The 17,748-nt window shown below is 63.8% G+C and carries 17 protein-coding genes; 11 read left to right on the forward strand and 6 right to left on the reverse strand.

Annotation, left to right across the window (positions count from 1 at the left end):
* The first annotated feature begins 98 nt into the window (after nt 1-98).
* Nucleotides 99-2,207 carry a S9 family peptidase gene (locus C1A35_RS28970; RefSeq protein WP_104667695.1) on the forward strand — a complete coding sequence of 703 codons (2,109 nt, stop codon included), beginning with the start codon at nt 99-101 and terminating at the stop codon, nt 2,205-2,207.
* Nucleotides 2,208-2,280: 73 nt separating this feature from the next.
* Nucleotides 2,281-2,799, forward strand: coding sequence for a DUF1697 domain-containing protein (locus tag C1A35_RS28975; RefSeq protein ID WP_104667696.1), 519 nt, complete (start codon nt 2,281-2,283; stop codon nt 2,797-2,799).
* 46 nt (nt 2,800-2,845) lie between these two features.
* Here C1A35_RS28975 and C1A35_RS28980 read toward each other — a convergent pair whose 3' ends face one another.
* Nucleotides 2,846-3,463, reverse strand: coding sequence for a TetR/AcrR family transcriptional regulator (locus C1A35_RS28980; RefSeq protein ID WP_077962036.1), 618 nt, complete (start codon nt 3,461-3,463; stop codon nt 2,846-2,848).
* Between the two features lie 236 nt (nt 3,464-3,699).
* Between C1A35_RS28980 and C1A35_RS28985 the strand changes: the two genes are divergently transcribed.
* The 4 genes from C1A35_RS28985 to C1A35_RS29000 all read left to right on the forward strand — a co-directional run bounded on the left by C1A35_RS28985 (nt 3,700) and on the right by C1A35_RS29000 (nt 9,656).
* Nucleotides 3,700-4,656: a homocysteine S-methyltransferase family protein gene (locus C1A35_RS28985; protein WP_199773063.1), complete on the forward strand. Its 957-nt coding sequence runs from the start codon at nt 3,700-3,702 to the stop codon at nt 4,654-4,656.
* A 153-nt stretch (nt 4,657-4,809) separates the two neighbouring features.
* Nucleotides 4,810-6,315: a protein adenylyltransferase SelO gene (locus C1A35_RS28990; RefSeq protein WP_104667698.1), complete on the forward strand. Its 1,506-nt coding sequence runs from the start codon at nt 4,810-4,812 to the stop codon at nt 6,313-6,315.
* A 438-nt stretch (nt 6,316-6,753) separates the two neighbouring features.
* On the forward strand, nt 6,754-9,087 hold the full coding sequence (locus C1A35_RS28995) for a glucose/quinate/shikimate family membrane-bound PQQ-dependent dehydrogenase (protein ID WP_440271574.1): 2,334 nt from the start codon (nt 6,754-6,756) through the stop codon (nt 9,085-9,087).
* 104 nt (nt 9,088-9,191) lie between these two features.
* A complete protein-coding gene (locus C1A35_RS29000; RefSeq protein WP_104667699.1) occupies nt 9,192-9,656 on the forward strand; it encodes a hypothetical protein in 465 nt (154 codons plus the stop codon).
* 98 nt (nt 9,657-9,754) lie between these two features.
* On the opposite strand, the gene bla is transcribed toward C1A35_RS29000, so the two are convergent.
* Nucleotides 9,755-10,645 (reverse strand): class A beta-lactamase, encoded by an 891-nt coding sequence (gene bla, locus C1A35_RS29005; protein WP_104667700.1) that lies wholly within the window; start codon nt 10,643-10,645, stop codon nt 9,755-9,757.
* A gap of 339 nt (nt 10,646-10,984) precedes the next feature.
* On the opposite strand from bla, the gene C1A35_RS29010 reads away from it, so the two are divergent.
* The 4 genes from C1A35_RS29010 to C1A35_RS29025 all read left to right on the forward strand — a co-directional run bounded on the left by C1A35_RS29010 (nt 10,985) and on the right by C1A35_RS29025 (nt 13,733).
* On the forward strand, nt 10,985-11,866 hold the full coding sequence (locus tag C1A35_RS29010) for an alpha/beta fold hydrolase (protein WP_104667701.1): 882 nt from the start codon (nt 10,985-10,987) through the stop codon (nt 11,864-11,866).
* A 125-nt stretch (nt 11,867-11,991) separates the two neighbouring features.
* Nucleotides 11,992-12,405 carry a MerR family transcriptional regulator gene (locus C1A35_RS29015; RefSeq protein WP_104667702.1) on the forward strand — a complete coding sequence of 138 codons (414 nt, stop codon included), beginning with the start codon at nt 11,992-11,994 and terminating at the stop codon, nt 12,403-12,405.
* Between the two features lie 226 nt (nt 12,406-12,631).
* Nucleotides 12,632-13,135 (forward strand): GNAT family N-acetyltransferase, encoded by a 504-nt coding sequence (locus C1A35_RS29020; RefSeq protein ID WP_104667703.1) that lies wholly within the window; start codon nt 12,632-12,634, stop codon nt 13,133-13,135.
* A 10-nt stretch (nt 13,136-13,145) separates the two neighbouring features.
* Nucleotides 13,146-13,733: a DJ-1/PfpI family protein gene (locus tag C1A35_RS29025; RefSeq protein WP_104667704.1), complete on the forward strand. Its 588-nt coding sequence runs from the start codon at nt 13,146-13,148 to the stop codon at nt 13,731-13,733.
* Nucleotides 13,734-13,792: 59 nt separating this feature from the next.
* Here C1A35_RS29025 and C1A35_RS29030 read toward each other — a convergent pair whose 3' ends face one another.
* The 4 genes from C1A35_RS29030 to C1A35_RS29045 form a co-directional block, all read right to left on the reverse strand.
* A complete protein-coding gene (locus C1A35_RS29030; protein ID WP_104667705.1) occupies nt 13,793-14,467 on the reverse strand; it encodes a nitroreductase family protein in 675 nt (224 codons plus the stop codon).
* 58 nt (nt 14,468-14,525) lie between these two features.
* Entirely contained in the window at nt 14,526-15,440 is a 915-nt protein-coding gene (locus tag C1A35_RS29035) for a c-type cytochrome (protein ID WP_104667706.1), read from the reverse strand.
* A gap of 107 nt (nt 15,441-15,547) precedes the next feature.
* On the reverse strand, nt 15,548-15,994 hold the full coding sequence (locus tag C1A35_RS29040) for a c-type cytochrome (protein WP_104667707.1): 447 nt from the start codon (nt 15,992-15,994) through the stop codon (nt 15,548-15,550).
* Between the two features lie 231 nt (nt 15,995-16,225).
* On the reverse strand, nt 16,226-16,861 hold the full coding sequence (locus tag C1A35_RS29045) for a LysE family translocator (RefSeq protein WP_104667708.1): 636 nt from the start codon (nt 16,859-16,861) through the stop codon (nt 16,226-16,228).
* Between the two features lie 131 nt (nt 16,862-16,992).
* Here C1A35_RS29045 and C1A35_RS29050 point away from each other — a divergent pair, with 131 nt between their 5' ends.
* Nucleotides 16,993-17,688, forward strand: coding sequence for a helix-turn-helix transcriptional regulator (locus C1A35_RS29050; RefSeq protein WP_104667709.1), 696 nt, complete (start codon nt 16,993-16,995; stop codon nt 17,686-17,688).
* Nucleotides 17,689-17,748: the final 60 nt, after the last annotated feature.

Below are 17,748 nucleotides of genomic sequence, written 5' to 3' on the forward strand. Positions count from 1 at the left end.
CCGCCGCGAACACTCGCCGGAGGCAGCTTTGCGCTTGATCCCCATCGGCAGGCTCTCTATCTCATTGTCTCCCGCCGCATCGATCCCGGAGACGCATCTTGTCCGTATTCAGCAACCTCCCCAAAGCTCCCGTCGCCGCAAAGAAGCCAGTCAGCGACACCCGGCACGGCATCACCCGCACCGACGACTATGCCTGGCTGCGCGCGGACAATTGGCAGGCGATGTTCAAGGATCCATCCATCCTCGACCCCGATATCCGCAAGCATCTCGAAGCTGAAAACGCCTATATGAACGCGGCGATGGACGACACGAAGGCGCTGCAAAAGACTCTGTTTTCGGAGATGCGCGGAAGGATCAAGGAAGACGACAGCTCGATCCCGGTCAAGGACGGCCCGTTTGCCTATGGCCATGCCTATGTCACCGGCGGCGAGCAACCGCGTTACTTCCGCATTCCCCGCGATGGCGACCACAAGAACGAGGGGATCCGGCACCTGCTGCTCGACGGCGACAAGGAAGCCGATGGCAAGGCCTATTTCCGTCTCGCCGGCCTGGACCATTCGACCGACCACAGCCTCGGCATCTGGGGCTATGACGACAAGGGGTCGGAGTATTTCACGCTGCGCGTTCGCGACCTGGCGACAGGTGAAGACCTGGCAGACGTGATCGAGAACACCGGTGGCGGCGGCGCCTGGGCGCCTGATGGCAAGAGCTTCTTCTATACGGTCCTCGACGACAACCATCGCCCATCGAAGATCTTCCATCATATCCTCGGCACCGCCCAGGCGGACGATCGGCTGGTCTTCGAGGAGGCGGATCCGGGCTTCTTCATGTCGGTCGGCGGCTCGCTGCTCGACGACTTCATCTATATCGACATCCATGACCATGAGACGAGCGAGTACCGGCTGCTTTCGACCAAGGATCTCCTGGCCGAGCCGAAGCTCGTCGCCGAGCGCATCACCGGCCTCGAATACTCGATGACCGAAGGCGGCGACGTCTTCTATATCCTCACCAATGCCGATGGCGCCAAGGACTTCAAGATCGTCGAAGCGCCGGTTGACGCACCGGCCAAGGAAAACTGGCGTGAGGTGGTACCGCACAAGCCCGGCACGCTGGTCCTCAGCCACATGGCCTATGCCCGCCACCTCGTCTGGCTGCAGCGCTGCGAGGGCCTGCCGGAGATCGTGATCCGCGACCGCAAGACCGGCGAGGAACACGCAATCGCCTTTGCCGAAGAGGCCTATTCGCTCGGCCTTTCGGGGGCTGCCGAGTACGACACCGACGTCATCCGCTTCTCCTATTCGTCGATGACGACGCCGTCGCAGCTGTTCGACTACGACATGGCGACGCGCCAGCGCACGCTGCTGAAGACCCAGGAAGTGCCCTCCGGCCACGATCCGGACGACTACGTCACCCGGCGCGTCTTCGCTCCGTCGTGGGATGGCACAGAAGTGCCGGTGACGCTGCTCTATCGCAAGGACACGCCGCTCGACGGGTCGGCGCCCTGCCTGCTCTATGGCTACGGCGCTTACGGCATCACCATTCCCGCCGGCTTCAACACCAATTGCCTTTCGCTCGCGGACCGCGGCTTCGTCTATGCCATCGCCCATATCCGCGGCGGCAAGGATCGCGGCTTTGCCTGGTACGAAGACGGCAAGATGGCCAAGAAGACCAATACCTTCAAGGATTTCATCGCCGCCGCTGACTATCTGAATCAACAGAAGTTCACGTCCTACGCGAAGATCGTCGCCGAGGGCGGCTCGGCAGGCGGCATGCTGATGGGCGCAATCGCCAACATGGCGCCGGAAAAGTTCGCCGGCATCATCGCTGCCGTGCCCTTCGTCGACGTGCTCAACACCATGCTCGACGACACGCTGCCGCTGACCCCACCGGAATGGCCGGAATGGGGCAACCCGATCGACAGCCGCGAGTTCTACGACATCATCGCCAGCTACTCGCCCTATGACAATGTCGACGCCAAACCCTATCCGGCGATCCTGGCGCTCGGCGGGCTGACCGATCCGCGCGTCACCTATTGGGAACCGGCGAAATGGGTCGCACGGCTGCGCGAGAAGACCACCGCTGACGAGCCGATCCTGATGAAGACCAACATGGACGCCGGCCACGGCGGCGCCTCGGGACGCTTCCAGCGGCTCGAGGAGATCGCCTTCGAATACGCCTTCGCCATCAAGGTCGCCGGCAAGATGTAAGCAGAACAGGATGAGGAATGCCGTTTGCGGTCTTCCTCATCCTGCCCCTCACCTGGTTCCCAAGAGGCCTGCCATGCCCGTCCATGTCGCCCTGCTGCGTGCCGTCAATGTCGGCGGCACCTCCTCGCTTTCGATGGCCGACCTCAAGGGGATCTGCGAGGGGCTCGGCTTTGCCGATGTGAAGACCTATATCCAGAGCGGCAATGTGCTGTTCCGCTCGGATCGGTCCGCCGGGGATGTCGCAACAATGCTGGACGATGCGCTTCGCGAAAAGCTCGGCAAAGCGCCGGGCGTGATGATCCGGACCGGTGCACAGTTGCAGGCAATCGCGGATCGGGCGCCCTTCCCCGACGCAAAGCCCAACCTTCTGCATGTCGTGTTCCTGAGTGATCCACCGCCGGCCGACGCGCTCGACAGGCTCGTCGCCCCCGACGGCGAAGAAGTGGAGATCGCGGGAAGCGAAATCTACATCCATTTTCCGAACGGCTCCGGCCGGTCGAAGTTCAAGCTGCCGGCTGCGAAACCCGGCACGGCGCGAAATCTCAACACGGTGCGCAAGCTCGCAGATCTGGCGCTCGACATGGAGCGCTGACGCTCCGCAAGGACGCAATTTCCGACCAAAAACGCGCCAAACTCTTCTAGGCTGACGCCGGCTGGAACAGCAGCCGGACGAAAGACCGGAGCACGAGCAGTTGCTGCGGCAGGCTTTCGGGCTGCTTCAGCGCCTTCGACAGGATGATGCCGCCTTCGAGCACGGTCGAAACCATGTCGGCAAGCTGGTCGACGTCGAGCGCCTCGCGCGGCCGGTAGATGCGCATGATCTCCTCAAACATCGAGCCGAAGCGCCGGCGCCACATCAGCGCGGCCTGCCGGTTGATTTCCTGGATCTCGCGATCGAAGGCGCGCTCCTGCGTACACATGACGGCGACCAGGCAGCCCGGATGGCCGTTCGGTAAGTCGGCCAGGATTTCCGACAGCATCTTCAGTCCCAAAAGAAAGGCCTGCAACGGATCGTCGGCCAGTTGATGGGCGCGGCCGAAGATCTCGTCGTAAATGCGCTCGTCGTTCTCGATGTAGCGTTCGAGCAGCGCGCGCGCGAGTTCGTTCTTGTCCCGGAAATGGTAGAAAAAACCGCTCTTGGTGATGCCGGTTTCGGCGATCAGTTCATCGATCGAGGTCGCGCCGAAACCCTTGGCCAGCACCGCAGCCTCGGCAACATCGAGGATTCTCGCCCGCGTTTCCTCACCCTTTCGCATTAGCCGCTCCCTACCATTGGTACGGTTTCCAGCAACAACACGGCGACCAGCCCATAGCGCAGTGACGAGAACCCGGCAGCAAGCCACTGATTTTACGACAGTAATTTAGTATATTAGCAATAGTATACCGCAAGTCGTCTAGTTTAGAAGATGATGATAAGGCAGAAATTTACTTGGCTCTGGGGAAAGGAGGCGTCCCCCAGCCCATCAGCAAGACTGAACCGGTGGAGACCGATATGGCCAAGTACAGACGCAGCCTGCCGCTGTTGAAGGGTGGACTGTTCCTGAGTGACGGCGGCATAGAAACGACGCTGATCTTCCATGAGGGCATCGCCCTTCCGCATTTTGCAGCCTTCGTGCTCATTTCGACGGCGGACGGACGCCGGCGCCTGCTCGACTACTACAGGCGGTACCTCGCGATCGCGCAGCAACACGGCACAGGCTTCGTGCTCGACACGCCCACCTGGCGCGCCAGCGCCGACTGGGGCAAGAAGCTCGGCTACAATGGCGCCGATCTCGCCGAGGCCAACCAGAACGCCATCTACATGCTGGCGGAACTGCGCGCCGAGTACGAACGCCCGCAGGCGCCGATCGTGCTTAGCGGCGCCATCGGGCCACGCGGCGACGGCTACCGCCTGGGCCGCATGGGCGCCGACGAGGCCGAGGATTATCACGCGCCACAGATTTCCACCTTTGCCGCCAGCGACGCCGATATCGTCAGCGCCTATACGCTGACGAGCATCGACGAGGCGACCGGCATTGCCCGGGCGGCCCAGAGCCACGGCATGCCCTGCTCGATTGCCTTCACGGTGGAAACCGACGGCCGGCTGCCGGACGGCCGCACCATTCAGGTCGCGATCGAGACCGTGGATGCGGCGACCGGCGGCTATCCGCACTATTACATGGTCAATTGCGCCCATCCCGACCATTTCGAGACGAGCCTCGATCCCGAGAGTATCTGGGTTCAGCGCATCGCCGGCATCCGTGCCAACGCCTCGACCAAGAGCCATGCCGAGCTCGACGAAAGCGAAACACTCGATGCCGGGGATCCAATCGACCTCGGCCGGCGTTATCGAACATTGACGACACATTTGCCACGATTGCGCATCCTTGGCGGCTGCTGCGGCACCGACCATCGCCACATCGCGGCAATCTGCGAGGCCTGCCTTCCACCGACGGCGCTCAGCGCCTGAGGCGCGTGGCCCCGCCCTCCCAGCCCTCTCGCAAGCAATTGCGGGAGGGCACCTTGCGGTCCTCACCCTCGCGAAAGCCACACGGCTCGTGTAGACTTGCGTCGAAAGGACGGCAGCCGGACCATCCCGGCAGAAGCCGTTGACCGCCCTGTCATGAACTATGTCCCCCCGTCGCCGACCGGAAACGCCGAAGCCTTTGCCTTCGACAACAGCTATGCGCGCCTGCCGCAACAGTTCTTCGCGCGCATCGAACCGACCCCTGTCGCGGAGCCCTGGCTGATCAAGTTCAACAGGCCGCTCGCCGAGGAACTCGGGCTCGGCGTCGCCACGCTCGAGCGCGAGGGCGCAGCGATCTTCTCGGGCAACCGCCTGCCTGCGGGCGCCGACCCGATTGCCATGGCCTATGCCGGCCACCAGTTCGGCACCTTCGTGCCGCAGCTCGGCGACGGCCGGGCGATCCTCCTCGGCGAGGTCATCGATCGCAACGGACAGCGGCGCGACATCCAGCTCAAGGGACCGGGCCAGACGCCGTTTTCGCGGCGCGGCGACGGGCGCGCGGCGCTCGGGCCGGTGCTGCGTGAATACATCGTCAGCGAGGCGATGTTTGCGCTCGGTATTCCGACCACGCGTGCACTTGCCGCCGTCGTCACCGGACAGCCGGTCTACCGCGAGCAGATCCTGCCCGGCGCCATCGTCACGCGGGTCGCGGCAAGCCACATGCGCGTCGGCACCTTCCAGTTCTTTGCCGCCCGCGGCGACATGGCGTCGGTGAAAGTACTTGCCGACTACGCGATCGATCGCCACTACCCTGACGTCAGGGACGAAGAGCGGCCTTATCTCGCCTTCTACAAGGCTGTGACTGCGCGCCAGGCGGAACTGATCGCCCGCTGGCTCCATGTCGGCTTCATCCATGGGGTGATGAACACCGACAACATGACGATTTCGGGCGAGACGATCGACTTCGGCCCCTGCGCCTTCCTCGACGCATACGATCCGAAAAAAGTCTTCTCCTCGATCGACCAGATCGGCCGCTACGCTTATGCGAGCCAGCCGGCGATCGGGCAATGGAACCTGGCGCGCCTTGCAGAAACATTGGTACCGCTCTTCGACGACAACCAGGACACGGCAGTCGAACTGGCAAACGACGCGCTCGGCGAATATGGCGCGATCTTCCAGCGCCATTGGCTGGACGGCATGCGGCGCAAGATCGGATTGGCGACGAGCGAGGAGGGCGACCTCGATCTGGTGCAGGCACTGCTGACGGCCATGCACCAGGGAGAGGCCGATTTCACCCTCACCTTCCGGCGGCTCTGCGACAGCGCCCGCGACCCGGCGGCCGACATGGTGCTCGCCTCGACCTTCGCTTCGGCCGAGGCGATCGGGACATGGCTTGGGGACTGGCGTGAGCGGCTTGGCCGCGAGACGACGACGCCCGACGAGCGCTCGACAGCCATGAAAGCGGTCAACCCGGCCTATATCCCGCGCAACCACCGGATCGAAGAAGCGATCGTGGCGGCGACCGAGGATGCGGATTTCTCGCTCTTCGAGGCGCTGGTCGAGGTCACCGCCAACCCCTACGCCGACCAGCCGCAATTTGCCCGCTACCAGGCTCCACCAAGCCCGGAAGAGGAAGTCCAGCGGACCTTCTGCGGTACGTAGGCGTCTGCCTTGGGGGGAACGCGCCGGCAATCCTGCGTGCCGGCGGTTTTCGACTTCTCCTCTGAGACCGATTCACCAAATCGCTCTATCCGCCTGTTTTTACAGACGAGCGAACCGGAGCCCACCGCGGCCCCGCGCCCGCCAGCGGTGACACGCCTCAGCACGACCATCCGTCATCGACTGACCGCATCGCCTTGAGCGCAACCCCATTGCGGGCCTGCGAAAATGCCGCGCTGCGGAATGTGGCTATTGAAAGGCAGGTGCGCCGCGTTAGGTGCTAACGGACAGGCGCCCTGCGCCTCCCCCCGACCGGGCTGCCGCGACATGGCTCGCGACCGCCGCATCGAAGCCCACCTGTCTCACGCGGCCCCGGCGAAGGACCGCCGCAATGGAAAAAACCGTGCCACGGCACCGTTCTTCAATGCGGGAGTTCCCATCATGCTCATTCTGACGGTCATCGTCTTTGCTCTCGTCGGCCTTGTGCTTGGCGGCGGCGGCGCGAAGCTGCTGGTCCTTGGCGGCAGCCCCTATTACCTCGTGATCGGCATCGGCTTCCTGCTGACGGCAGTGCTTCTGTTCATGCGGAAATCGGCGGCGATCTGGCTTTACTCGGTCATGATCCTGGGCTCGCTCGGTTGGGCGATCTCCGAGGTCGGTTTCGACTGGTGGCAGCTTGGCCCGCGCGGCGGCGTCACCGTGCTTCTGGGGCTCTGGCTGCTGCTGCCGCCCGTGCGCCGCCCGCTCGGCTTCGAGAGCCCGACCGGCGAGCGCTATGCCGTGAGTGGCTGGCCGCTCGCCATTTCCGTGCTCGTCGCGATCGGTGTTGCCGGTTATGCGATCATGCAGGATCCGCACGATATCCGTGGCGATCTGCCGAGCGATGTGATCGCCGCCAATCCTCCGCTCGGCGGCTCGGTGCCGCCAGGCGAATGGCACCAGTACGGGCGCACCGCCTTCGGCCAGCGCTATTCGCCGCTCGAACAGATCACGCCTGAAAATGTCGCGGGGTTGAGGATTGCCTGGCAATATCAGACCGGGGACGTCAAGCGCCCCGACGACGTGGGCGAGACGACCTATCAGGTGACGCCGCTCAAGATCAAGGACACGCTTTACGCCTGCACGCCGCACAACTGGGCGATCGCGCTCGATGCGGCGACCGGCGAAGAGAAATGGAAATACGATTCCAACTCGGGCATGAACCCGGACCGCCAGCACCAGACCTGCCGCGGCGTCACCTATTGGGCCGACCCGGCCGCGGCACCCGGCAGCCCCTGCGCCGAACGGGTGTACCTTCCGACCTCGGATGCACGCCTGATAGCACTCGATGCGGCAACCGGCGCCCTCTGCTCCGGCTTTGCCGACAACGGCGTGCTGCATCTCGAAACGGGCATGAAGTACAATCCGGCCGGTTACTATTATTCGACCTCTCCGCCGGTTGCGGTTGCCGGCAAGCTCATCATCGGTGGCGCCGTCAACGACAACTATTCCACCCAGGAACAATCGGGCGTCATCCGCGCCTTCGACATCAACACCGGCGCGCTGATCTGGAACTGGGACAGCGGCAATCCGGATGTGACGACGCCACTTGCCGAAGGCCAGACTTACACGACCAACTCCCCGAACAGCTGGTCGGTGATGAGCTATGACGAGAGCCTCGGCCTCGTCTACATCCCCATGGGCAACCAGGTGCCGGACCAGCTCGGCATGGGTCGCAGCGAGCATGTCGAGAAGTATTCCTCCTCGATCGTCGCGCTCGACATCAACTCCGGCGCGGTGCGCTGGGTGCGCCAGACGGTGCATCACGACCTCTGGGACATGGACGTGCCGGCGCAACCGGCGCTGCTCGACATCACCGAGGAGGACGGCACGGTCGTCCCGGCTCTGGTCGGACCGACCAAACAGGGCGACATCTACGTGCTCGACCGCAGGAGCGGCGAGCCGATCATCCCGGTCGAGGAAGTCCAGGCACCGGGTGGCGCGATCCCCGAGGATTTCACCGCCCCGACGCAACCGGTCTCCGGCCTCACCTTCGTGCCCGCGCCGCTGCAGGAAAAGGACATGTGGGGCATCACGCTGTTCGACCAGCTTGCCTGCCGCATCGCCTTCCGGTCGCTGAAGTACGAAGGTCGCTACACGCCGCCGTCGATCGAAGGCACGCTCGTCTATCCCGGCAATTTCGGCACCTTCAACTGGGGATCGGTCGCGGTCGATCCCGAGCGCCAGGTGATGTTCGGCATGCCGACCTATCTCGCGTTTACCTCGCGGCTCGTGCCCCGCGATCAGATCCCGCCGAAGGAGCAGGACGAGAAGGGTTCCGAGCAAGGCCTCAACCGCAACGACGGCGCACCCTACGGCGTGTTCTTGGGTCCTTTCCTCGGCCCGCTCGGCATTCCCTGCCAGGCGCCGCCCTGGGGTTACGTCGCCGGCGTCGATCTGAGGACCGGCAAGATCGCCTACAAGCACAAGAACGGCACGGTCGAGGACATGACGCCGCTGCCGCTGCCGTTCAAGGTGGGCGTGCCCGGCATCGGCGGGCCGATGATCACCAAGGGCGGTGTCGCCTTCCTCGGTGCGGCGGTCGACGACTATCTGCGGGCCTATGACCTGACGACCGGCCGCCAGCTCTGGGAGGCGCGTCTTCCGGCCGGCGGGCAATCGACGCCGATGAGCTATGCGGTCGGCGACAAGCAGTATGTGCTGATCGTTGCCGGTGGCCATGGCTCGATCGGAACCAGGCCGGGCGACTACATCATCGCCTACACCCTGCCCTGAGGCGCGCGAAGCATCCCTAATTCTCGCTAGGGGGTTGCAAAGGCAAGCCCCGCGCAAGCCCGCGGCAGCAGCTTCCCCCGGACGACAGATTCCGGGGGATTCCCATGAAGATCGACAACAGCATTGCGAGCTACTATTTCTCCCAGCGCCGCCAGCAGGCCGGCACCATCACACCGATCGAAGAAAGCGGCGGTGACGCGCGCCCGCGTCAGACCCCGACGATCGCGCCGCCTTCGACCTCGAACGCGCTTTCCAGCGCTCTCTGGATGACCGCGGCGCGCGACGGCGAGAGCACCGCTTCCATTTCCGAAAAGCAGGGCCCCGCGGCCTCGGACGGCTCGGTCAGCGACGAGTTTCTGCAAGAAGCGAAGAAGAGCCTCGCTGAAAAAATCCGCGAACAGGTCCTCAAGGCGATGGGCCTTACGGAAGGCGACCTCAAGGAAATGGATCCTGAGCAGCGGCAGGCCGTCGAGGAAGAGATCCGCAAGGCTGTCGAACGCGCGATGGGCGTCGAGGAGCAGCGGGACGCCGCGACCGCCGACCTCGCCAGCGGCGGCGGTGTCGCCTGACACCGCCTCTGCAAGGCGCCTCTGCCTGAGGCAGACGCGCTCCATTCGCTTTGTTGATCCACCGGCCGAGGGTGAGATCGCCGGCAACCAGCCGGCCGCTAGACCATTTCCGCGGCCATACGGCCGACCTCGGCAAATATCGGGTTCAGGTCTTTGACCTCTGCGGTCGCCTCGGCGATGTAGACGGTGATCAGCAACGGCGACCGTCCCTCAGGCCAGACGATGGCAATGTCAGACGCCTCGCCCGTTGCGTTCGTACCGGTCTTGTCTCCGACCCTCCACGCTGCCGGCAGGCCGGCGCGAATGCGCAGGTCGCCGGTCGTATTGGCGACCATCCATGCGTTCAGTTGCTTGCGGGAACTCTCGGTCAAAGCCGAACCCACCGTCAGCTTGCCGAGGGTGTCGAGCATCGCGGCCGGCGTCGTCGTGTCACGCGGATCGCCCTTTTTCGCCTCGTTCAGCGCGGGCTCGATCCGGTCCAGCCGCGTGTTCTCGTCCCCGATCGAGCGCAGCCAGGCCGTCAGGGCCGACGGGCCGCCGAAGCTGTCAAGAAGGAGATTGGCTGCAGTGTTATCGCTCGTCGTTATCGTCGCAGCGCAGAGTTCTGCAATCGTCATGCCTGCGCCGCCGACATGCTTTTCAGTGACCGGTGAGTAAGTGACCAAATCCTTCTCCTGGAACGGAATGCGCCGGTCGAGCGTCTCCGTCCCCTGATCGACGCGCGCGAGGATGAAACCGGCGGCCAGCGCCTTGAAACTGGAGCACATGGCAAAACGCTCATTCTCGCGTCTGCCGAAGGAGATGTTGGTCTGCGTATCGAGCACGGAAACACCCAGGCGCCCGCCTGTGCGGCCTTCGAGTTCCGCCAGTCGCCTGTCGATGTCGTCACTCCCTGCGCCGGCAGCCGCGGCTTTCGGTGCGAGCATGAGTGCCGGATAGAGCAATGCGGATTTTACGAGCAGATTTCGACGATTGATGAGCAGGGGCACGCCATTCTCCATGCGATCGGCGCCTTGACGAGGCCGACCTAAATTACTGATTCGGAATAGCCGCTCGAGAAGCGGCCGCCGGGGGCTAAGGGCCGAATATGGCGACCTTGTGCTCATGCCCAGAGCAGCCCCACCTTGTCGCGCCGCGGTCAGGGGTGATATTGCTAGCCGATCAACAAGGACCAAGATCCGTGCGCCTGATCCGTTAGCGACGTTCATCGCCAGAAAATTCACCGAGCCCTGGCCGCCCTTCGGCGGCTCTCGGCATGGCTTTTTTCCGGCCGGCTGAACGCCTGACATCGACATGACCGTTCACCGGCCATCGCTGGGATCATCATCATGACCACCAAAGACGGATTTGTTTCCGAAACCGGCAGCCTTCGCGCCGGCCCCTTCGACCTTGGCTACACGATCGAGGGCAGCGGCATGCCTCTCATCGTCGTCGGTAGCGCCATCTACTATCCAAGCACCTTCTCCAGAGCGCTTCGCGAGACGTTGCGGCTGATCTTCATCGACCACCGCGGCTTCGCCCCGGCCCGAACCGAGTATGCCGCCGGCGACTACGGCTTCGGGACGGTGCTCGATGATATCGAGCGGATGCGGGCGCATCTGGGTCTCGAACGTTTTGCCATCCTCGGCCATTCCGGCCATGGCTACATGGCGCTCGAATATGCCAAACGGCACCCGGAGCGGGTCAGCCACCTGATCATGGTCGGCACCGGGCCGAGCCACTCTGCGCGCCACATGGCGCTCGCCGAGCGGATCTGGGAAGAGACGGTGTCGCCCGCCCGAAAGGCAATCTTTGCGCGGGAGATGGCGAAGCTCGGCGACGACATCGCCGCGCGACCGGAGGACCGCTTCAAATCGCTGCTGATCCGCCTTGGCGCGAAGAGCTGGCATCGGCCGGACTTCGATGCATCGCACCTCTGGTCCGACGTCACCGTCAACAATCCGGTCTTCGATCATCTCTGGGGCGAGGTTTTTCGCGACATCGATGTCCGCAAGGGGTTGAACGCGCTGACGGCGCCGGTGCTGCTGGCGCTCGGCCGGTCGGACTATCTCGTCGCTCCGGCCTTCACCTGGGACGAGTATCGAGACGACTTCGCGGACCTGACGGTGCGAACCTTCGAGGAGAGCGGGCACACACCGCAGCTTGAAGAAAGCAACCGCTTCGACGAGGTCCTGCTTTCGTTCCTCAAAGACGAGCGCGAGCGCCGCTAGATCCAGCCGACCTGTGATCTCCTGCATTCGGGAAGGGCCGAGACGGCCCTTCCCTCACGCCGACCATTGACACCAGGTCGCATGCAATTATCTATTGCTCCAGAAGCTATAGGTTTGAGGCGAACATGTATTCCATCGGCGATCTCTCCCGGCGCACCGGCGTCAAAATCCCGACGATCCGCTACTACGAGCAGATGGGGCTCATCGCCGCGCCCGAGCGCTCCGAAGGCAACCAGCGCCGCTACGAGAGAAGCGAACTCGAGCGGCTGGCCTTCATTCGCCATGCGCGCGACCTTGGCCTGTCGATCGATTCGATCAAGGATCTGCTCGCTCTCAGCCAGCATCCGGAGCGCCCCTGCGGCGAGGCCGATCGCATTGCCAGCGAGCATCTGGCGACCGTGCGCGAGAAGATTGCCCGGTTGAAGAAGCTGGAGCAGGAACTTGAGCGGATCGTCGCCTGCGACGGCAACCACACCGTCGGCGACTGCTATGTGATCCGGGCCTTGGCCGACCATTCCATGTGCGAAAGCGAGCATTGAGTCTTCAAGCCGGAAAGCGGGCTGTGATCGACGGTCGAAAAATCCCCGTTGACAAAATCGCGAAAACAAACAATCTAGCGCCCATGATCAACAACGCACCCATTTGCCGCGTGTATTTTTGGCTGTTCCGATAGGAGCGGCCTGCTGATCATATTCAACAAGGCCGCCATCAGGCGGCTTTTGTTTTTCCGGCTCCTGATGGCGAGAAAACCCGAGGAGCCGAGACATGCTACAGACCGCCATCCCTTCCCTTCATCCCGTCCCGTCGACGCGGCCGCCGATGGTCACCATCCGATGCGCCAAGCAGCGCGACCTGCCGGAACTGCGCGACATGATCGCAGAGCTTTCGGCGCATCACGGCGACGCCGCCCCGATCACGCCGGAACAGCTCGAGCGCGATCTGTTCGGCCGCACGCCCTGGATCACGGCGCTCGTCGCCGAGGCCGGCAATCGGCTGATCGGCTACGCGATCCTGGTGCCGATCTACAGGGCTGCCGAGGGCGCACGCGGCATGGAGCTGCATCACCTCTTCGTTCGCCCGGACAGCCGCGGCACCGGCATTGGCCGCCACCTGGTCGCCAAGGCGCGCGAGCAGGCGAAGATGGCCGGTTGCGACTTCCTCTCGGTCAGCGCCGCCACGGGCAACTTCCAGGCACACCATTTCTACGAATCCGAGCGCTTCGTCCCTCGCCCGGTGACCGGCATGCGCTATATGCAGAAGCTTGGCTGAGGAGCGGCCGATGCGTCTTGCAATCGTCCTGTGCGAAGGCTTCGCCGATTGGGAATGTGCGCTGTTGATGGCGGCGGCGCGCACCCATCTCGGCGTCGATATCGAGGTTGCCACCGTCGACGGCGCGCGTGTCACCTCGATGGGCGGCCTCGACGTCTCGGCGCATCTCTCCGTCGATGCCCTCGACCCGGCCGGCTTCGACGGGCTGGTGATCTGCGGCGGCGCAATCTGGGACACGAACGAGGCGCCTGATCTGTCCTCGACGATCCGCGCCTTCGATCGCAACAAGCGTGTGGTCGCAGCCATTTGCGGCGGCGTCCATGCCCTTGCGACATGCGGCCTTCTCGACCGTGTCGACCATACCGGCAACAGCGCCGAAAGCCTTGCGGCGCTGCCCGGCTATCATGGTGCTTCGCACTATCGCGATCAGCCGCAGGCCGTGCGCAGCAGCCATGTCGTCACCGCCGCCGGCACGGCGCCGATCAGCTTTACCGGCGAGATCCTGCATGGCCTCGGCCTCGGTTCACCGGATCTCGACGGTTTTCTCGCGCTCTATGGTCGGGAGCATCAGATGAACGAAAGCGCCAGCATCGGATAAGCCACTGTCCACAAGGGGCTTCCTGACAGAAAGCAGCCCCTTGGTTTCCGGAACGCCCCCTACAACCAGTTCGAAATCTGGTCGAGCGGCTTCTTCACCTTGCCGGCAATCGGCACGGTGGCATCCGGCGCGGGATAGCCGACCACCAGGATCAGGAACGGCTTCTCGCTGTCCGGCCGACCGCAGATCTCGTTGAGAAAGTTCATTGGCGCCGGCGTATGGGTGAGGGTCGCAAGCCCGGCGTGGTGCAGCGCCGTGATCAGGATGCCGGTGGCGATGCCGACGCTTTCGTTGATGTAGTAGTTCTTCTTGAGATCGCCCGGATTGGGGCCGCCGCGCTTCTGCGAGAAGACGACGATCAGGTAGGGAGCGGTCTCAAGAAAAGGCTTGTCCTCGTCGGTTCCGAGCGGCGCCAGCGCGTCGAGCCACTCCTGCGGCGCCTTCTCCCGATAAAAGACGCGCTCCTCCTCTTCCGCCGCGTGGCGCACCTCGGCCTTGATGCGGGCGCTTTCGATGACTGTGAAATGCCAGGGCTGATGGTTGGCGCCGCTCGGCGCCGTACCCGCCGCCTTCAGACAGGTCTCGATCACTTCGCGCGGCACCGGGCGATCGCTGAAGTAGCGCGTGGTGCGGCGGCGGTTGACCTCTTCATAGAAGTCCGCGGCGCGGGCCACCATCTCCTCCGGGCTGCGCTCGATCCACTGGTCATAGGGCGCGGTTTCGTGTGGACGCATTCAGTCTCCTCCTCGTTGTGATGCCGAGTTGAGCGCGCCTTGCCGAGAAGATCAAGCGTCAGAGCGCCGGCACCGCCTTGAGATAGGCGGCGATCGCCTCGCGGTCGGCGGGTGCGAGTTTCGCCATGTTCTTCTGCACTTCCACCATCGAGCCGCCGACGGAATCGAACTCCGGCGTGAAGCCGGTCTCCAGATAGGAGGCAATGTCCGATGCGCTCCAGCCGCCGATGCTCTTCGAACCCGGCGTGATATCGGGAATGCGCCCCTCGCCTTCCGGGTTCGGCGCGCCGGCCAGCCATTGATCGGGCTCGAAGCCGCCGAGCGCGTTTCTCGGCGTATGGCACTCGCCGCAATGGCCCGGCCCCTCGACGAGATACTGGCCACGGGCGAGCTTCGGGTCGCTGGCGTCCACTGCGGCGCGTGGCTTGTCTGTCAGGAACAGGAGCTTCCAGCCACCCAGGGCGACCCGCATGTTGTAGGGGAACGGCAGTTCGTGCGGCGGCGCGACCTCGGTGCTCTTCGGCAGCGTTTTCATGAAGCCCCAGAGGTCGTTGATGTCCTTCACCGTCATGCGCGCATAGGAGCCGTAGGGAAAGGACGGGTAGAGATGCTCGCCGTTGCGCCCGACACCGCGTGTCATGGCGTTGCCGAACTCGGCGAGCGTCCATGCCCCGATGCCGGCGGTTTCGTCGGAGGAGATGTTCGGTGCGTGGAAGGTTCCAAAGGGGCTCTTCAGCGGTGCACCGCCCGACAACACGAGACGCGCCTCGCCCTCTGCACCCTTTTTGGCATGACAGCTGGCGCAGCCGCCGGCCCAGAAGACCTGTTCGCCATTGGCGAGATCCGGCTCTCCCAGGCCTTCCCAGTGGGAAGGACTCCAGGGCGCCGGTTTCGTCAGCCACCAGAAGGCTGCACCGCCGACGACGCCCAGCACCACAAGACCCGAAATCAGCTTCCTCGTCCGACGACCCATTGTCACCCTCATGCCCTGCTACAGGTGGGCTGCCCGCAAATACGAATGGAGGCACGCGGCTCGAAGTCGCGTGCCTCCCGTCTCACGTGACGCGACGTCGCCGCCGCTCAATCCTTCTTCAGGCGGTAGCTCTCATGACAGCTGCCGCAGTCCTTGCCGATGCCGCCGAGGGCCGCACCAACGCCTGCCTGATCGGCGGGGAGTTGCGCCAGAACCGCCGAAGCATCGGTGCCGAGCTTGGCCGCCTTGGCCTTGAAGTCATCCAGGTTTTCCCAGATCTTCGGGCTTGCTTCGGTCTCATGGCCCGTTTCCGAACCGGTCGGGAAGTGGTCCGGGAAGGTCTTCATGGTTTCGCTGATCGTCGTCAGCGATGCCTTGACGACCTCGGCGTCATAGGGCTTCTCGCCCTTGGCGATGCCGGCAAGCGCTCCGGTCGCAGCACCCACCTTCTTCATCGCCTGCTGGCGAACCACCTGCGGCTCGTCGGCTGCGGTCACGGCAGTAACACCCAGGCCCGCAAGAGCGGCGGCCAATAGGAGTGCGCGTATTTTCATCAGGATCTCCCGGTCAATGAAATCTATTCGGCGATTCTGCCTGTCTGGCCTTCATGCCCAATGCGCCGGCATGATGTCATCTTGAGTATTCGACGGAAGTAACATTTTTTTGATGTGCTTGTTAGCACAGCGAAATTTCCGTCTATCGCCCTTACCCCGGGATTTTGACAGCAGCCTCCTATAACATGACTTTAATGTTCATGTTTATACTTCCCGCAAACCGGGACAACGTCACTGCATTGTCCAGCCCTGCCACACCGTGAAGGCCGCGACCAGAACAAGCACGGCGCCTGCGGCCCGGCCGATCCACACGGTCGCCCCGGGGCTCCCGACCAGAAAATCGCGACCGCGGCCGGCAGCAAGCGCAAGGCCACCGTAGACGGCAAGCTGCGTCACCGCGATCATCGCGGCCATGACCAGGGCTTGCGACCAGATCGGCCCGAACTGGGGTTTGAGGAATTGCGGGTAGACGGCCAGCATGAAGAGATAGGCTTTCGGGTTCATCAGGCTCGTCAATGTGCCCTGGCGGAAACTCGCCCAGCGCGAGAGCGCCCCCGCCCCATCGATGCCACCGATGGTGATCGAGCTCTTGACCAGGGAAAAGCCGATCCAGGCGATGTAAGCGGCCCCCGCTATGAGCAGCACGTTGAAGAGGCCGGGCACCAGATGCAGGACGACGCTGACGCCGAGCGCCGCATAGAGCGTGTGCAGGACGCCGCCGGCCATGATGCCGGCCGTCGCCGACAGGCCGGAGGCCCGCCCTCCCGTCAGCGCATTCGCCAGAACGAAGACCATGTCCATGCCAGGCACGATGATGATGCCGAACAGAAGGGTGAAGAAGAGCCAGAGATTTTCCGTATAGGTCATGTCAGTTGTCCGTCGTCTGGGTTTTCATTTCTCGAGACGAATTGCTGTTTTTTCAATTCGTTGGCTGATGGTATAAATCCGGGCAACTGACAAGGTTGTGTCAGGAGCGTTGACGACGGGAGCGGTTTTCGATGCGCAAGGCGGCACGGCTTTTCGAGATCATCCAGATCCTCAGGCTTGCGCGAAAGCCGGTGACCGGCGCTGAGATGGCCGAAGCGCTGGAAGTCACCGTCCGTTCGATCTACCGCGATATCGCAGCGCTGCAGGCCATGCGCGTGCCGATCGAGGGCGGCCGCGGTATCGGCTACATCCTCAGGCCCGGTTTCGACCTGCCGCCGCTGATGTTTTCGATCGAGGAAACGGAGGCGATCGCCGTGGCGCTGGCGCTGTTGTCGCGCACCGGCGACGCGGAACTGAAGGCGGCGGCCGGTCGTGTCAACCAGAAGATCACCGCCGCCGTGCCCGAGCCGCTCAGGCTCGCCTTCCGCTCACAAGCGCTGCATGCGTGGGGGACGATCGCCCCCTCGCCCGCGGGCATCGATCTCGCTTTGGTACGCCGGGCGATCCGCGACGAGCAGAAGCTCGAACTCGACTATCGAGACGAACTCGGCCGCGCGACCGAACGAACGATCCGGCCGGTGGCGCTGATCTACTATTCGGAAACCGCCAACATCGTTGCCTGGTGCGAGCTCAGGCAGGCGATCCGCAACTTCCGCGCCGATCGTGTCGAACATTGCGAGGCGGTCGACGCCTATTTTCCAGGCGACGGCAACCGTCTGAGGGAACTCTGGGTCAGCGGCTGGCAGACGCCACCCACGGCAGCCTGAGGCCGCGCCTCACAGCGTGCGCCCCGAACGAAAAGACCCGGCGCAAGCGCCGGGTCCAGA

The organism is Ensifer adhaerens (genome assembly GCF_002940685.1).
GTDB classification, from domain to species: domain Bacteria; phylum Pseudomonadota; class Alphaproteobacteria; order Rhizobiales; family Rhizobiaceae; genus Ensifer; species Ensifer adhaerens_E.

What these genes read in the sequence shown, in the direction of transcription:
- C1A35_RS28975 (WP_104667696.1), top strand. Translation starts at nt 2,281, where the DNA reads ATGCCCGTCCATGTCGCCCTGCTGCGTGCCGTCAATGTCGGCGGCACC.
- C1A35_RS28980 (WP_077962036.1), bottom strand. Translation starts at nt 3,463, where the DNA reads ATGCGAAAGGGTGAGGAAACGCGGGCGAGAATCCTCGATGTTGCCGAG.
- C1A35_RS28985 (WP_199773063.1), top strand. Translation starts at nt 3,700, where the DNA reads ATGGCCAAGTACAGACGCAGCCTGCCGCTGTTGAAGGGTGGACTGTTC.
- C1A35_RS28990 (WP_104667698.1), top strand. Translation starts at nt 4,810, where the DNA reads ATGAACTATGTCCCCCCGTCGCCGACCGGAAACGCCGAAGCCTTTGCC.
- C1A35_RS28995 (WP_440271574.1), top strand. Translation starts at nt 6,754, where the DNA reads ATGCTCATTCTGACGGTCATCGTCTTTGCTCTCGTCGGCCTTGTGCTT.
- C1A35_RS29000 (WP_104667699.1), top strand. Translation starts at nt 9,192, where the DNA reads ATGAAGATCGACAACAGCATTGCGAGCTACTATTTCTCCCAGCGCCGC.
- C1A35_RS29010 (WP_104667701.1), top strand. Translation starts at nt 10,985, where the DNA reads ATGACCACCAAAGACGGATTTGTTTCCGAAACCGGCAGCCTTCGCGCC.
- C1A35_RS29015 (WP_104667702.1), top strand. Translation starts at nt 11,992, where the DNA reads ATGTATTCCATCGGCGATCTCTCCCGGCGCACCGGCGTCAAAATCCCG.
- C1A35_RS29020 (WP_104667703.1), top strand. Translation starts at nt 12,632, where the DNA reads ATGCTACAGACCGCCATCCCTTCCCTTCATCCCGTCCCGTCGACGCGG.
- C1A35_RS29025 (WP_104667704.1), top strand. Translation starts at nt 13,146, where the DNA reads ATGCGTCTTGCAATCGTCCTGTGCGAAGGCTTCGCCGATTGGGAATGT.
- C1A35_RS29030 (WP_104667705.1), bottom strand. Translation starts at nt 14,467, where the DNA reads ATGCGTCCACACGAAACCGCGCCCTATGACCAGTGGATCGAGCGCAGC.
- C1A35_RS29035 (WP_104667706.1), bottom strand. Translation starts at nt 15,440, where the DNA reads ATGGGTCGTCGGACGAGGAAGCTGATTTCGGGTCTTGTGGTGCTGGGC.
- C1A35_RS29040 (WP_104667707.1), bottom strand. Translation starts at nt 15,994, where the DNA reads ATGAAAATACGCGCACTCCTATTGGCCGCCGCTCTTGCGGGCCTGGGT.
- C1A35_RS29045 (WP_104667708.1), bottom strand. Translation starts at nt 16,861, where the DNA reads ATGACCTATACGGAAAATCTCTGGCTCTTCTTCACCCTTCTGTTCGGC.
- C1A35_RS29050 (WP_104667709.1), top strand. Translation starts at nt 16,993, where the DNA reads ATGCGCAAGGCGGCACGGCTTTTCGAGATCATCCAGATCCTCAGGCTT.